Genomic DNA, 16,105 nt, shown 5'->3' on the forward strand with positions numbered 1-16,105 from the left:
ATCTTAGCTTAGCCTTTGTATGCCTTCTCCCACGATGGAAGATTTAGTTGTTTGACAAGTTTATATTTACTTTTTATCTCTGCTGTTGGTCGTTGCAGCACAAATCAATAAATGGTTATTTACTAGCATTTAATTTACAAAGCAAGTAGATTGCCAAATGTATTAATAAGTTAATTCGATATCTTTCATTATTTCACCTATATTTATAGAATTACCTTTATTGTAAAACGTATATTGACCGAGAAAATGAATATGATGATGCCAAGTAACTGGCGATATTTTCTTTAGTATTGTCAAAAATTTTTTATTATTGGCAAGGTTTCCATATTTATCTAGCACTCTAGATAAAATAACGGAGTTAGAGCTTGTCCGCAAACTAAGTAATAGAAGTAATCCTACGAAGAAGTAATCGACTCATAGCCAAAAAAATTATATTTTCACTAGAATCAGTAAGAAAATCATACTCCTTGGAGAGCCTTCTATTTCTATTTATCCAAGCAAAGCTTCTCTCAACAACCCATCGCCTTGGCTGTACTTTAAACCCAACTTCCCTTGTTGGCAATAGTTCTAGTGGTGTATTTTTTGGTATCCAAAATCTGCACACTGGTCGTTTAACAATTTCTAAATCTATGTTATACTTTTCCTTAATGAGATCCTTTAAATCTTTAGACTGATACCCCATATCAGACCACATTTGTTTAATAGTAGTGTACTCTTTTTGCATGTTACTGAGTAGCACTGTAGCTCCGTATCGATCATTCTCATTCGCAGAACCGACATAACAACCTAACACAAAGCCTTGTGTATCGGTAATAATATGCCTCTTTCTGACCTTAATTTTCTTAGCTCCATCATAACCTTTAGCTCCCCTTTTTCTGTTGTCTTGACAGACTGACTATCTATTATGCAAGCACTAGGATACTCATTTCTACCTAATTTTCTTCTAACATCCTTGATAAGTTCATGGTTCATACGTTCAAATACACCTTGCTTCTTCCATCTTCTAAATTGTTCATATACTGTCTTCCAAATTGGAAAGTCATGCGGCATATATCTCCACTGACACCCAGTACGTAATACATAAAAAATTGCATTCAAAATCTCTCTTTTGCTATGTTTTAAAGGTCTACCTCCCTTTACATACGATACTTGAAACAACCCCTCTATCCTTAACCATTCTTCATCTGTTAAATCTGTTGGATAATTTTTTCTGCTCATTCTTTTATACTTCTTACTAATAATACTTTGTTCACTTCATCATACCTTAATTTTAGTTTGCGGACAAGCTCTTAGACAAAATTTATTGGAATTAAAAAATACAACTACAAATTAAATGATTGACTTATTCGTCACGACAGCTCCATTAGTAATAAATCTTCTAGTAATAATGAATGTCCTAAAACTGTACATTCTTGTGGTAAGCGATCACCATGGGTTAAATAACTGAGTAAATTCTCGATTACTTCTGGTCCGCAATTATTATATTTTTGTGGTTCTAGCTCTGTTTCTACCAAATTGACCCTATAACCGGGGTATGTGGTTGACATTTGGTGAGTTAATTGCACTTTCAATAAACTTGGTATAGTGTTTTGTTCTGAATCCATGTAAATAATGTTGATATCACTAGCAGTCTTTTCTATTACAATCCCTACCCAGTGTTTACCATATAAATTTAGTGGTACTAATAATCTATCTTTAGTTGCCTTTAAATTAGAGATAATTTCATTAATTAATTTTTCCCCTTCATCCTCAAAACCTTCCCATACATAATTTGGACTGATTATTTTATATTTATCCAAGTTAGCACTTTCAAGCCTGAGTTGTAATAATGCTTCCATAGCTACTTTGCTATATTCATTCCAGTAATTCAAGTAATCGTAATCATTTAAACCATTACCAGTTGCATTACTTTGATCTTCCCTCGCTAGAAAGCCTTCTAGATTTAAATCATAAATTATTTGCCAATATTGTTCTTCATTAATCAGGCGTCCTCTAGGTATTCCAACAATATTTGGAGCATTTGGAACATCTGTATTTTTTATATAGTTAAGCATCTCTACGATTGATGATGCGTAATAATCTCGAACTACTCCTTTAGTTCCTTTAGGAGTATTTAATACATCGTTGCAATCTACTTTTAGAGCCTCCCAAAATTTTCCCTGTATCAAATACTTCTTAAGCATATCTCTATATGGTTCTGATCCAGTTGAGGAAGCTGCACCAAGAGAGCCTGCTTCATTACGATGGTGTACTAGCTCCATTGCTATAGCTGGCATATGTTGTGATTTAATTTCCGAATATGGGGTGTCTTGGTATGAAGCTTGTGGTGGCACGTGATTAATTTCAGTATGTCCTTGCCGTATACCACCAAACTCTTTGTTCAATTGTCCATAAGAACCACCAAAAATGGAAAATTCTAGGTCTAGTCCATTTTCAAGGCGATCAGCATTTGTTGCTCCTCCCATTAACCAAATAGACTGACCTTTTTCATACAGATATTGTGGAACTCCATGATCAATTGACTCTAGAAATGCCATAACTTTCCTAAAAACTTTATGTTTAAAGCTATTCTTTGCTTTATCAGCTATTTTAATTAATTCACCACTACTATAATTGCTTTCCAACGAACCAAGATGATCTAGTTGAACAGCTAGGGAATCAAATAAACAATTATTCGCACCAGTTGACTGTATCTTAGTCTTATCCTCTACTTTATGTGGTGTATAATGAGCATCCTTATAATCAAGCTCTACCACTTTATTGCCTGATCCGTTACTGTGCTTTTCACCAATAACCACTGGTTTACAATTAGGTTTATCCTTAAAATGTACAGTGATAGTTACTTTCAAGGCTTTACTTATTGCATTCAAATCAAAATAATTACCTTGTCGATGTGTACTGACATCAGCTTCATTTGTTATTTGCTTAAGAGGCCATAACATTTCGTACATGTCACATGCTTTGTTAAAGTCAGTAGTACTGTCTTTATCACGACGAAGGTTTATGATTACTTTTTGGTAAGTTTTCTTTAGCTCCGCTTCACTATTCCCAAAGACCTTGTTAAAATGATTAACTTCTAAGAAATCATATGCTTCCCTAATGTGTTGAAATCTTATACTAGCTTCCTCATTTGGATTCTTGTCAGGATGATTTCTAAGTGCATTTGTTTTATAAGCTTTACGTATCTCTACCCAAGAAGCTCCTTCATCAAGTCCTAATAATTTTAGGGCTTCTTGGCATTTATTTTTATGTGCATCACTTTCCTCACTTTTCCTCTGCCGGTTTTGTTCACTATCAATTGAATCACTAGCTTTACTCTTACTTGCTGATGAAAAAACCTCTTGGCTTACTTTACTTAAAGTCGGTTCTACTACACAAGTATGAGCAAATTTACCACTAAGATGGATAATTAAACTGTATATTTTTTCTGTTACTTGCTTGCTAAGTTGCTCTATTAGTAGATCAACATTGTCGTTCTTTAGGATATTACTCCTCTGCTCTTGCAACTTTTTATCCATTCGATAGTTTAATTTCTTACAGAAATCTTGCGGATACTGATTGATTCTATCTGCTGTAACTATACTATCAATTACCAAAGAAGTTGCTTTTATTTTCCAATTATTCCCGTGCCTTGCTACTCCAAGTGCTATTTCCTTTGCTATCTCCGCTGCTATTTGTCCGTTGCTACCGGTAATTATTTCTGAGGCTAACTCGAATATCTTAATTTGTTCTACTAACTGTATCTTCATTCTATCTATTTTCTGAGATAATGTACCACTAATTTTTTTTTGAATTTGTGGTTTTAAGCTAGTGAGTAACTCCTCTAACCCCTTTGTTACTATTTTTTCCATTATTACAGATCCGGCAACATCCATAATAGTTTCCTTTCCTATACTCTTTGTTACTACAGAAAGCTTTTCAAGTCGGGATAATTCACCAAGTTGTTGTGCTTTTAATGATTTTTCAAGCTTTATTTTTGTTAAGGATTTCTCTAGCATTTTTTCTATATCGTCTATTTTATCAGCGACTTTATTGCATATAGTCTTCATAGTTTTACTATTCTTAAATGCTTTGGATAAACCTCTACAAGCTTTTATTGAGTTATTTAATATCTTCATAGAACTTGCTACCGCCCCAATACCCATGGTTGCTATACTTATTCCATAACTAATTAGTTTTCCCTTAATATATTCGGCTTCATTAAATTCTGTTTCGCCGCTGCTGATTAGCTCCATTACAATATCGCATATCCCTTCAGAAATCAGTACCCCAGCAGCTGGACCTGTTACTATTAGCAAGGGCGGGAATACTAACCCAGCTGCTAAAGCTGCTAAACCTGAACCAATTTGGGCTTGTGCCCTTGTAATTACATTATCAGGAACATCATGTACTTCTCTTGTTGAATAGATTGCGTTTAGCCCTACAAAATTTAATTCTGAGATTTCAGCTTCAGTAATTGCCTGCTTCAGTTGTTGATCTGCATTATCATTAGTATCTAAGGTTTTTAAGTAATCAGGAATCTTTTTATGGATGGTTACCCCATCTTTAAATTCCTCTTTAATTTGATATAGTAGACCTCCAATTACCTTACCATCTTTGTCTAGGCACTCTATGATATTGCGGTAAGTATTTAGACATACCATTCTTGACTCTAAATGCTTTAAGAAAATATTTTCTTTGTCATGTACTTCAGGTACTATTAATATATTTTGAAAATCTTGAATTTGACTCTCGTCAGTTTGAGGATTAGCAAAGAAATATTTCTGAATATAGCTAACCTCTAGGTCTAGAGCCTCTTTTGCTTTTTCTAAAGCCGATATGGCTTTGGTTTTGTATGTTTCATCTTTTTCAACATTTATAGAAATTACCTTTGCTAGAGCTTTTTTAAATCTTTCCATCATTTGCCCACCACGTTCCATGGCAATTTCAAAAAGTTTGATGTAAGCCGAGTGTAATATCTCAGGAGTTTTAGTTAATGCAATGGCGTGATTTAAAGCATTCTCTGCGTCCTGCAATTGTTCATTTAATAAGAAAGCGTCTGCCTGTCTTATGCTATAATAAGGATTATGTAAAATCTTCCCACCCATTATAGATTTAGTATTGGGAAGTGAGATAAAAGCTTCAAACTCTTCTTTAGCTTTTGTTTCTGTTAGCTCTTTGCCTTTAAAGTTCTTTGCCTCAAGCCAAAAAGCCCAAAATTCTTTAATATCTTCTAATACATAATGAAAGCCTAATATACCTTGATTCTTACCCTGCAAATCTTGATATTTTTCTGAAAATTGACTAAATAATAAATCTTGGAAATTTAACTCTAATATTTTACTTTCTTGAAGCTCCTTTATTCTCTCCCGTTCTTTCTGATTTCTCGCTTCTTTTATGTTTTTAAAAGTAAAATCACTATCATTTAGTCGTTCAATATCAATACCTAAATTTTTCACCTCGCTTACTTTGATTATTAATTGTGCAGTACCTTTCTTACCCTGACGTGCAGTTCTACCAAAAGCCTGATCTTCTACTCTTTGGTTGCACGGAAGGAAAACAACGCACACATGCAACCCACCGTTTTCTTCCAACTCTTTAGTAGTTTGAAAATCTGTTCCTCTGCCCGCTATGTTAGTAGCAACAATTATAGTACCAGCTTTCAGCTCTTTTGGGATAATGTCACTATCATCTCCATAAGGCTTGATAGAGAAAATTGTTTTTGTTAATTTCTGTAGAACCTTTAATGCTTTCTCTATATTTTTTAAATCTTCAATCGTCTCACAAATAATTAAACAAGCCCTGCCACCTTCGATCTTTTCTAAAGCATCTAAAGCAACAACAGTAACAAAGTGATCATCTGCTACGACTATACCACCTAATTCATTAAACTTTTTTGCTTTGTATGTAGGGATTTTGGCGTAATCTACATTATAGATAGATGATAATAATTCTTGCTCTGCTATTGAACCTAAAGTACCTGTAAGACCAAATATTTTATTGCCGTATTTTTTGATATATCCAAGATTAGAGATAAAACTACTAGTTAGGCTTTCACTGGTAAGATGTAAATTATGCTTCAATTGTACAAATTGGTGTAACCCATGCGACCACACTGTATTTTTTAGTGTGACTCCAGTATTTGCATAATCAACTGGGATTATAACGTTCTCATCTTCCTTTTCCTTGATAATATATTGTCTATTTTCATGACAACCATATTTTGCATAAATAGCGTTATCAATCCACTGCTCTAATTTTGCTTTTTTATAAACCTGAAGATGCTCAGGTATTAGAGTATCTATTTGGCTAAAATCACTTGCCTTTATTTGAGCTTTAATTGTTTCTCTTGCGGATTTTGTTAATTCATGTTGGAAGCTTATATATTCTGTTTCCTTGTCTTTTTCAGATTTACTGCTTACTTGTAACTCTTGTGCCTTTTCTCTTAGTTTTTTATCAATTTCTTTTTCTAAACTTTTCTCTGCTTTGAGTAACTCTTGCCATATTTTAATATAAACATATCTTAAACTTTCCATACTAGGGAAAGGAGTTGACAATTTCGCAATACTGCCAGCATTATCTATAATCATGCTATCTACTTCATCTAGAATAACAGTAGCAAATTCTCTACCTGCACGGATACCCAAGCCCAAAAAAGTGTCTTTGAGATAATCAAATTGAAAATTACCTATACTACCGTATAAAACATTTGCTTTATAACATTCCTTATTTTCATCAGTATTATTATGGGCAACGCTTATACCAAAAGCGTTGTAGAAATTTTCTCTCTGTTCTACCCCCTCTCCTGCAAGAACATGGTTGCTGGTAATAATATCTACAGTTTCTCCTTGAAGTACTTTAATAACTGCCAATAATGATACTATAGTAGTTTTACCTTCACCTGTATGAATTTGACATAATTTCCCTTGGTTATTTTTTGTTTGTAAAAATACCAAAATAGATAATATTTGAGTGTCTCTTAAACGATGTCCGTCAGTGGTGATTAATTCATTAACTCTATCCATTATGGCTATAGCTTCGTATATATCAATAGCAGTGAGCTTTACCTTTTTTGAATCAGCCCAACTCCTAATATCTGTTAGACTCTTACTATTCCATAACAGAGAAGAACTTTTTACTTGGTTAAATTGTTCTCTTAATTTGTCTTTTAATGTTTGACTTTCTAACGAATTATCACCATCTTCTCCTAAGACTATTTCGCTTAATAATTGTTCTAAATCCTTAACGTTTGGCTCTGTAGACTTATTATTAGTACTAAGTGGAGGCTCTGTTCTTTTTTCTAGATGATTAGTTTCTTCAGCATTAGCATTATCTATTTGTAAACTACCATTATTTTGCTGCGAACTATTTTCTTGTCGAACCTTTATTAAATCAAAAAATGGTTTTACTTTGTCATAGTCTAAATTTAGTTTTTGGCAAGTATCTTTAAGTAGGTTTTCTAATTCCTCGTTTACTTTATATCTTGCTAACAAATCAAATATTTGAGTAAATTTCCTTAGCTCTTCAGAGTATTGTGATTCTATTATATCGTTAGCTTTGCGTATAAACAGACTAGCTATCGACTTAGTAGTATTTGCTGCAAGTGTCGAGCTTTTATCTACCACTAATTCTTGTAGGGTATCAATAGTTTCTATTGTTTTTTCTTTGACACTACTCGCGACATTTACCATCACCTCACTAACTTTATTTACTCCTTTTTGTACTGTGTCTTCCACTGCTCCTTGTATTTTATTAGTGACTTGATGTGCAACAAATCTTCCCCCTACTTTAATTGGTTCTGCTAACAGAGTTGGTAAGTAATCTGCTATTACAACTACACCTGCTTCAATTATCCCATTTGTAACCGGTGTTACCAAAGGCAGTATTACCTTAGATACCTCTGTTGGTAATGTTCTTTTTAATTTATCCACATCCTCTGCAGTTTTAATCCCTTCTGGCAGTATGGTTTTAACGTACTCCATTAATTTTGGTAAATTTTCTAATGCTTCTTTACGCAGTTGCTTTAACCTTGCTCTTGCTTCTTCTCGGGCTTTCTCTAGCACTTCTTTTTGCAGATGATCTACTATTTCAGAGCATACTTCTTTTGGTTGCTTTTCAAAGTACTGTTGTAAAGCTTGACCATAAGAATTAATCTTGTCAAAAGCTTCGTAGGGTATTTTTTCTACAAAGTTCTTTATCGCTACCTTAAACGCCACATTTTCTGATAACTCTAGGATATATTTATTTATAGTAACTCGTATGTATTGACCTAGTTCTGATTTAAAATATTCTTTAACTTGTTGTACTTGTCTATGTTGACAAAATTGTGTAGTCTCAAAGTGTTCGATAAAGTCTAATTGGTTACCTTTTATGGAAGACATTATTATTTCCATATTCTTTAAAGACATAGGACCACAACTAGTGGAATCTTGTTGTTCTTTGTTCGCGTGTACTTTCAGTCTTGTACCTAGCCCAAACTTTTTAAATAAAACATCATGAATATCGCCGGGAATTTCTCTGCCAAAAGAATCTTTATATAAAATGGTGGTAGACTGCCCAATATGCATAATGCACAAAGTAACCCAGTGATTAGCCTCTTTGTTATATATAATAAATCTAGGCTCTGAATCAGCTTCTTCGTACTTTTCAAGAAATTTACCTAATTGATCTATACTACCTGCAACTTCACATTGTTTTACAAAATCATATCCGTATTTCCGAGTAAGATGTTCCATGACTTTTGCAATATCTTCCTGACTGTACCACTTATCTGAATTAAGGTTAGTTAATATTTCTGACGTTATTTCTATGCCAAGCTCAGTATTGCGATTAATTCTTTTTGCTTCAGACCTTTTCATTTTTACTTCCATTTTCTATGTAAAAAATCAGTATTTAGCTTATGTGATTCCCTCTATTATCAATTAACTTGTATACTAATAATCAACATCAACTACTCCCATCACAGTAACAACATGCTCGTAAGATGTGAGTGGATTATCTGATAAATTATTGGGATTATGAGTATCGGGATTAGGTATGTATTCTTCTAGATTTCCATAATGTTGTTGCTGACCTATTTCTTCAATTTTTGTATTACATATTGTGATAGATTCTTTAACTAAGTCTATACAATCTTGAAATCTTGCGTCATGCTTAAGACCATTTTGAAACTTTTGCATAGCAGTTGTATACTTCTTTAAAGCTTGTTCGTATTTTCCTTGATCTCTTAGGTTATTAGCTTCATATTGTAATTTAACTCCTTCATTAAAGTTAGAATTACCTTCTATCTTTAAACTAATCATATGAAAGTTTCGTGTATATTCAGTATTGTCAGGTACAAGTTTATGTGCTTGTTTGAACTTAACTTTTGTTTCCTTAAACTTTTCTTTCGCTTCTGCAAGATATTGCTCTACTGTTTCTTCAATTTCTTCCAAGCTAGCTGTTTCTTCTGCTGTCCAAGCATCGTTCCATAATTTTTTACCTTGTTCATTAAGAACTGTAGCCTTGTTCTTTTGATAAATCTCATTGTTTGGTTGTAGTACTATAGCTTCATTAAATTTTATAAGGGCTTCTTCATAATTTTGAGCATTAGAATCTACCTTGGCCAACTCATTCAAGGCAAAAGCTTTTTGTTCTTTTGCTTGTTTATAGTTTAGGTCTATATGTAATGCCTTATCTGCAGCTTCTATGGCTTCATCATATTTAGTTAGTTTGATAAGAGTCGCAGCCTTGTTTTTGTGATAAATCTTATTGTTTGGTTGTAGTGCTGTAGCTTTATTAAACTTTACAAGAGCCTCTTCATATTGACCTTCTCTATGATGTTTTGTCGCTTCCACGTTTAACTTCTTTGCTTTCTCCGCATCACATGAATTGGAATAGCACCTTACACCTTGATTAACTCCATAACTTAAAGCAGCCGTTGCTGACGCAGCAAGCACAGGTACTGCTACTATTGCTATAGTTGAACCTACGATAGCTCCTACAGGCACTGCTATCGCTGCAGAAATCGTCCTAGTTGCTATGCTGCTACCAAGACCTTTAGCTACATTTGTAAACGTTATATCAATACTTCCGTGCTTATAATAGTTTACAGCCTGCTGAGTGCCATAGCTTAATACCCCTAATGCTGTTGGTGAGTTATCTATAAATGGTATAGACCTAGCCACTGCCATTGCTGCCATTGGTATGCTTGTACTAGCTGTATCTATTACATTATTAAAGGTAGAGCTTTGTGGATTATTTGCAGTCTTACAGAAAGCAGAGGTTGCTATTCCTACCCCTCCTACCACCACAGCTCCGACTAATGGTGGTAAGGTCGTCCCTACTGTGTCTATTCCTCCTATCTTTACTATTTCAGTAGCAATGGCTTGACTTACTGAGCCTCCCAATGCTCCTCCAATATTTCCACCAATTGCTGCTCCGGCGATACTACCAAAACATTTTCCTGTCTTCTCACCAGCCCCTTGATATCCAAAACTTTTCCCTATTTTTCCTCCTACTGCTTTTCCTATATAATTGCCTATCTCTCCACCAGTAGACCCACCGTATATTCCTCCTACTGTTTCTCCCCATTCATGGGCTGTTTTAGTTATTGCTTCTTCCTTCTCCTTAACTTCAGCCTCTTCTTTGGCTTTTCGTTGTTTGTCCTGTTCCTCTTTAGCTTTTTGTTGTTTGTCCTGCTCCTCTTTGACTTTTTGTTGTTTGTCCTGTTCCTCTTTGACTTTTTGTTGTTTGTCCTGTTCCTCTTTGGCTTTTTGTTGTTTGTCCTGTTCCTCTTTGACTTTTTGTTGTTTGTCCTGTTCCTCTTTGGCTTTTTGTTGTTTGTCCTGTTCTTCTTTGGCTTTTTGTTGTTTGTCCTGTTCCTCTTTGGCTTTTCGTTGTTTGTCCTGTTCCTCTTTGGCTTTTTGTTGTTTGTCCTGTTCCTCTTTGGCTTTTCGTTGTTTGTCCTGTTCCTCTTTGGCTTTTCGTTGTTTGTCCTGTTCCTCTTTGACTTTTTGTTGTTTGTCCTGTTCTTCTTTGGCTTTTTGTTGTTTGTCCTGTTCCTCTTTGACTTTTTGTTGTTTGTCCTGTTCCTCTTTGGCTTTTTGTTGTTTGTCCTGTTCCTCTTTGGCTTTTTGTTGTTTGTCCTGTTCTTCTTTGGCTTTTTGTTGTTTGTCCTGTTCCTCTTTGGCTTTTTGTTTATTAGCTTCTTGCTGCTTTCTTTCTTCTGCTTCTTTTGCTTTTTGCTGTTCTGCTATATACTGATTCCGAAGTTTCTGTGCTTCTACTTCTCTTATTTCATTATCATTAGAATCAATATATTTTTTATCATGACGTACAAGTTTATGAAATATATTAGCAGAACCTACGCTAGCTGCTGCATAGTCTCCTTGCCTTTCCATAACGTCATATTCGATTACGGTAAAACCACGTTCTTCATATTTATTATAATTAGCTAAATATTCTCGATGATCTTCCCACCTATTACCCTTAAGTCTTGCTGTTATAACTTCTGGGGAATAATGTTCTTTTGCCATATATTTCTCCTACAATTTTAATTTTTTAAAGTATTTTCTTTCACTTTGTTAGGAAAATTAGATTATTTGCAATTTATCAAACTGTAATCAGTAAAATACCCTTAATTTTTCCCCTTAAGTACAAAATGAGTAGGTTTAAAAGTACCTAGGAATCAAATTATAAGTCTGCTAAACTGTAGGAGAGTTCTGAACTAGACTTGGTATTTAAGGTGAGCTATATCGATAGGGAAGAGATATTCTCAAAAAAGTTAAATGAAATAGGTGGCATAAAATTTACACCTAGAGAAATAGATATTATAGCTTGTATAATTCATAATAGAGGTGATAAGAAAATAGCGACTTTATTAGTAATTTCGCCTAGAACTGTAGAGACTCATATTCGCAGCATAATGCAAAAGCTAGGCAATAACTCACGTGAATACATCATTGATCTTGTGAGAAAATCTAGGAAATTACAATGTATAACTAAATATTATTTGCACTTATTAGCTCAGAATTTGTTTGAAAGACAATTGCAAAAAATAAGAAAGATTATAAATAGGCAAGATTGTAGTTGCCTACTTCATTATACAAAAATCAATAAAAATGAAGAAGATTTACTAAAGAGGTTAAAAGAACACTTAAAAACAGCTAATATAACTCTGATAAATAGGGAAGATAAAGACCAAGCTACTACAGGAGTTACTCATAACTTGTGTATCTTCGAAAAAGAACTAGTAAATGACAACAAGTTAAATGCCAGTATTGTTTTAATAGTTGATAAAAATTTAAACCCTTTAGATATTAATGCTGTTGAATATATAGATTTTAGACAAGAAGAAGATTATTACCTTTCTACCCTGAGATTAATAAAGAAAATTTTAAATAAAACTGACTTAGATCAAATTATTAAGGAGTTTAAAGCAGAATATCAAAATATGCTGAATTCTCATTTAGAAGAGGAAGATTTAAAAGATAAAATTATACCTACATCTCAATCTATCGTACTTAAAGAAAAGTTATTAAGCAGAAAATTTATTATTTTATTGATGTGTATTAGTTGTTTTTCTATTTTAGTAGTATGGATTATTTCTAATAATTTTTTTGTTTCAGATAAAATAATAACTCAAAATATAAGATCAGATTTTATTATTCCCCACAAGAGTACGCTTTTAGAACGTTCTTCTATAATTGCAGAAATTAAGGAGAAATTAAACGACAAAGACAATATGCAAACCGTTGTCCTAATTGGAACAGGTGGGGCAGGAAAAACAACTTTGGCTCGTTTGTATGCAAGTAAACAAAATGCTAATGTTACTTGGGAAATAAATGCAGAAACCAAAGATAGTATTATGAATTCTTTTGAGAATCTAGGTTATGCTTTATCTCAAACTGCAGAACAGAAGCAAGAGTTAAAGATCATACAAGAAATACAGGACTTTGATAAAAAACAAGCTAGGCTTGTGTTATTTATTAGAAATAAACTCAAAATACATCCTAATTGGTTACTAATTTACGATAATGTAGAAACTTTCTCAGATATTAAAGACTATTTCCCTTATGATCAAAAAGCTTGGGGATCAGGACAAATTATCATCACAACACGTAATAGCACTATTGCAAATAACAGTTACGTTAGTGGAGGACAAGTAATTTTCCTAGAAGAACTAAGTCATTCAGAACAATTTGATCTTTTTACTAAGATTTTGAATTCAGAAGACAGATACAATTACTCTACTTCAGAACAAGAGAGAACATTACAGTTTTTACAAAACATCCCACCTCTTCCTTTAGATGTAACAACAGCAGCTTACTATATTAAGGAAATAGGCATTACATATGAGGAGTACTTGAACCGTAAAGAACAGTGTAGTGAGGAATTTGCTGTTACTCAAGGAGAGATTATAAAAGAAAAAAGTAGCTACATTAAAAACCGTTATGGTATTATAACATTATCGTTAAAACATCTTATGGAACAAGAACCTAGTTTTAGCTCTCTTTTATTACTGATAAGTATGGTGGATTCACAAAATATTCCAAGAAGTTTATTAGATTCTTATAAAGGTAAAATCTCTGTTGATAATTTTCTGCATAATCTAAGTAAATATACAATTATTAATAAGAATTGTTATAAAAACAACACTAACTCTACATTTTCCCTTCATCGTAGTACGCAAGCTATCATTTTACATTACCTCACTAAGGTATTAAATTTAAACAAAAACTCCCAACTAATTAAATCGATAGCTACAACTTTAGAAACATATATAGATCGAATATTAGAAGTTGAGGATATTATTATTATAAAACAACTTTTTCCTCATCTTACTTCATTTTTAGAAAAAAATTTGGTTAATGAACTTACTAAATCTCATTTAACAAGTAAGCTTGGACATATCTATTGGTCTACATATCTTAATGGTGCAAAGGCAGTAGACAGCCTTAAACAAGCCTTAAGATTTTATAAAAGTTATTATAAGACTCCTAATCCTAGAAAAGCATATACTTTGGGACAGCTGGGAATAGCATATAAAATGCTTGGTAATAGAAAAAAAGAACAAGAGTACCTTGAAAAAAGCCTTGCACTATACCAACGCTATTATGGTGAGGAAAAACATATTGAAATAGCTTGGTTATTGGTAAATTTAGCATCTTTTTATAGAAAAGTAGATTACCAAAAGACTCAAGAGTATTTTGAGAGGGGGCTTGCTATTTATAAAGATTATTATGGAGAAAATGATATAAAAACATCATGGGTACTTGGAAATTTAGGGCGTTTCTATAGAAGTTTTGGCAATTATAAGAAGGCTAAAGATTTACTTGAACAAACTATTACTATTCAACAAAATAATGAAGCAAAGAATCAGATAGAATATGCTTGGTTGGTTATTAATTTAGGTATTGTTCACCAAAACTTAGGAAACAATGAAAAGGCAAAAAAATTAATCAAAAAAGGGTTATCATTTTACAAGGAAACCTTAGAAGATGAACATATAGAATTAGCTTGGTCACGGATACATCTAGCTATAGTTTATGGTAACCTTGGTAACTGGTCAAGAGCAAAGCAGCTCATACAAAAGAGCCTTGGATATTATATACAACATTATGGCAAGGATCATGATGAAATAGCTTGGGCATTAGAAAAGTTAGGAGTTACCTATCGAGAACTGGGGGATTTTATAAGTGCTAATAATATATTCAACCAAAGTCTTATTCTTTGTAAAAAATACTATGGTATTAATTCCGCTCAAGTTGCTTTTCTGTTATATAATATAGGAAAAACAAAGATTCTTGAAGGTGATCTGACAATAGCTGAGGAATATTTAAATCAATCTTTGGCAATACTACAAAATAAAAGGCATCCCAAGGCATATAGAGTATTGGAAAGCTTAATAGACCTATATAAAAAAAGGACAATTTATGAAGAGCAGCAAGGCGATATTAAGCAAAGTCAAATTTATTACACTAAAGCTAAATACCTAATTAACAAGCTCCTTAGTATTCTAAAAGATAATTTTCCTGAAGATTCCTCGTACATTAAAAAAATTAATTTAGAACATGGAGAGCATTCAAAAGCAGGGGCAAAACTAAATTTGAATTAGAAAACTACGCCAAATCATTGGAGTTATATCTTTAAGATGTACTTTGAATTGGTAAATCTTAGTATTATCAGACATATAAAAGCAATTTATCAGTTACATCAAATAGGGTAAAATATGTTTCAGGTGTTATAGATTCATATTGTAATATATTTTTATAAAAAGCTAGGCATATTTTTTAGCAAAATTTAGTTCTGCCCCTGCTTTTGAATGGTCTCCATTTTTCTACCATTTACAACAGATGCGACAGAACCCCACTTTTCCTTGAGGAATATAATTTCTCATAAACTTATAATAATCGTCAATATTGATATTGTCTTCTTGCAGAAATCTATATACCGCTTTTATTTTTGAATCTAATAATTTATCTCCTTCTATTCCTTCTGCCATATTTTTATATTTGCTTCCTCGACACAATATTAATGATTTTATTATGCCCTTGAACGTATTTAGTCTTGAATCTTTCATCTCAAAATGATTATATAGTAATTCAGCTAGTAACATAGAGTACCACTGATTTTTTTCTATTCAATCTAAAATACTCTACTTACTAGCTCTTGCAACCCCTTCATCTCTTTTGTCCAGTAGTGTGACTAAGATGTACGTGAGGATTCGAAAATTAACGCGACGCCAAAATGATCAAAAAAGATTATCTTGCAATAGTTCCATTAACTAATATTATAGAGAGTATTTTATGTCAAAGGATAGTTCAAAAAACACAACTACTACTACAAATAGTACTACTACTTCAAGCAGCATAACCACTTCAAACAGTACAACCACTTCATCTGATTCATCATCTAGTAACCGACACGCAGACTCTTATTATTGTGATCCTAAACGACCTTGGTTAAATGATACTATTGGTAAAAGAGGCGGTCCTGCACCTTATTTTGATCGCCCTGATTCTACTAATTTATACTATAATCCTGATGATTTTTTACAGAGCAGTAATATGAATTCTAGAAATGAACAAGATGCTAATGTTGATACATTGGGAAAAACACCAATAGAAGATGTTACTCCTTAATC

Annotated in this window: 6 protein-coding genes; 2 read left to right on the forward strand and 4 right to left on the reverse strand. The window is 33.0% G+C overall.

Features of this window, described 5'->3' with window-relative positions:
- Positions 1-376 precede the first annotated feature (376 nt).
- The 3 genes from ACFEL1_RS01370 to ACFEL1_RS01380 form a co-directional block, all read right to left on the reverse strand.
- Positions 377-1,218, reverse strand: a protein-coding gene (locus ACFEL1_RS01370; protein WP_375331221.1) for an IS5 family transposase whose coding sequence is annotated in 2 segments (ribosomal slippage) — positions 377-846 and positions 846-1,218 — 843 coding nt in all. Because the reading frame shifts where the segments join, the coding sequence is not laid out codon by codon here.
- A gap of 131 nt (positions 1,219-1,349) precedes the next feature.
- The gene (locus ACFEL1_RS01375; RefSeq protein WP_375331222.1) at positions 1,350-8,837 is read right to left on the reverse strand and encodes a DnaJ domain-containing protein; all 7,488 of its coding nucleotides are present in this window, start codon (positions 8,835-8,837) and stop codon (positions 1,350-1,352) included.
- Positions 8,838-8,912: 75 nt separating this feature from the next.
- Positions 8,913-11,495 (reverse strand): hypothetical protein, encoded by a 2,583-nt coding sequence (locus tag ACFEL1_RS01380; protein ID WP_375331223.1) that lies wholly within the window; start codon positions 11,493-11,495, stop codon positions 8,913-8,915.
- Positions 11,496-11,704: 209 nt separating this feature from the next.
- Between ACFEL1_RS01380 and ACFEL1_RS01385 the strand changes: the two genes are divergently transcribed.
- Positions 11,705-15,076 carry a tetratricopeptide repeat protein gene (locus ACFEL1_RS01385; protein ID WP_375331224.1) on the forward strand — a complete coding sequence of 1,124 codons (3,372 nt, stop codon included), beginning with the start codon at positions 11,705-11,707 and terminating at the stop codon, positions 15,074-15,076.
- A 222-nt stretch (positions 15,077-15,298) separates the two neighbouring features.
- On the opposite strand, the gene ACFEL1_RS01390 is transcribed toward ACFEL1_RS01385, so the two are convergent.
- Positions 15,299-15,577, reverse strand: coding sequence for a hypothetical protein (locus tag ACFEL1_RS01390; protein ID WP_341760874.1), 279 nt, complete (start codon positions 15,575-15,577; stop codon positions 15,299-15,301).
- A gap of 190 nt (positions 15,578-15,767) precedes the next feature.
- On the opposite strand from ACFEL1_RS01390, the gene ACFEL1_RS01395 reads away from it, so the two are divergent.
- A complete protein-coding gene (locus tag ACFEL1_RS01395; protein ID WP_375331225.1) occupies positions 15,768-16,103 on the forward strand; it encodes a hypothetical protein in 336 nt (111 codons plus the stop codon).
- Positions 16,104-16,105: the final 2 nt, after the last annotated feature.

It is taken from the genome of Candidatus Tisiphia endosymbiont of Oplodontha viridula (assembly GCF_964264865.1).
Taxonomy (GTDB): domain Bacteria; phylum Pseudomonadota; class Alphaproteobacteria; order Rickettsiales; family Rickettsiaceae; genus Tisiphia.

Coding starts and splice junctions, on each gene's coding strand:
- ACFEL1_RS01375 (WP_375331222.1), bottom strand. CDS start 8,837: ATGAAAAGGTCTGAAGCAAAAAGAATTAATCGCAATACTGAGCTTGGC.
- ACFEL1_RS01395 (WP_375331225.1), top strand. CDS start 15,768: ATGTCAAAGGATAGTTCAAAAAACACAACTACTACTACAAATAGTACT.
- ACFEL1_RS01380 (WP_375331223.1), bottom strand. CDS start 11,495: ATGGCAAAAGAACATTATTCCCCAGAAGTTATAACAGCAAGACTTAAG.
- ACFEL1_RS01390 (WP_341760874.1), bottom strand. CDS start 15,577: ATGTTACTAGCTGAATTACTATATAATCATTTTGAGATGAAAGATTCA.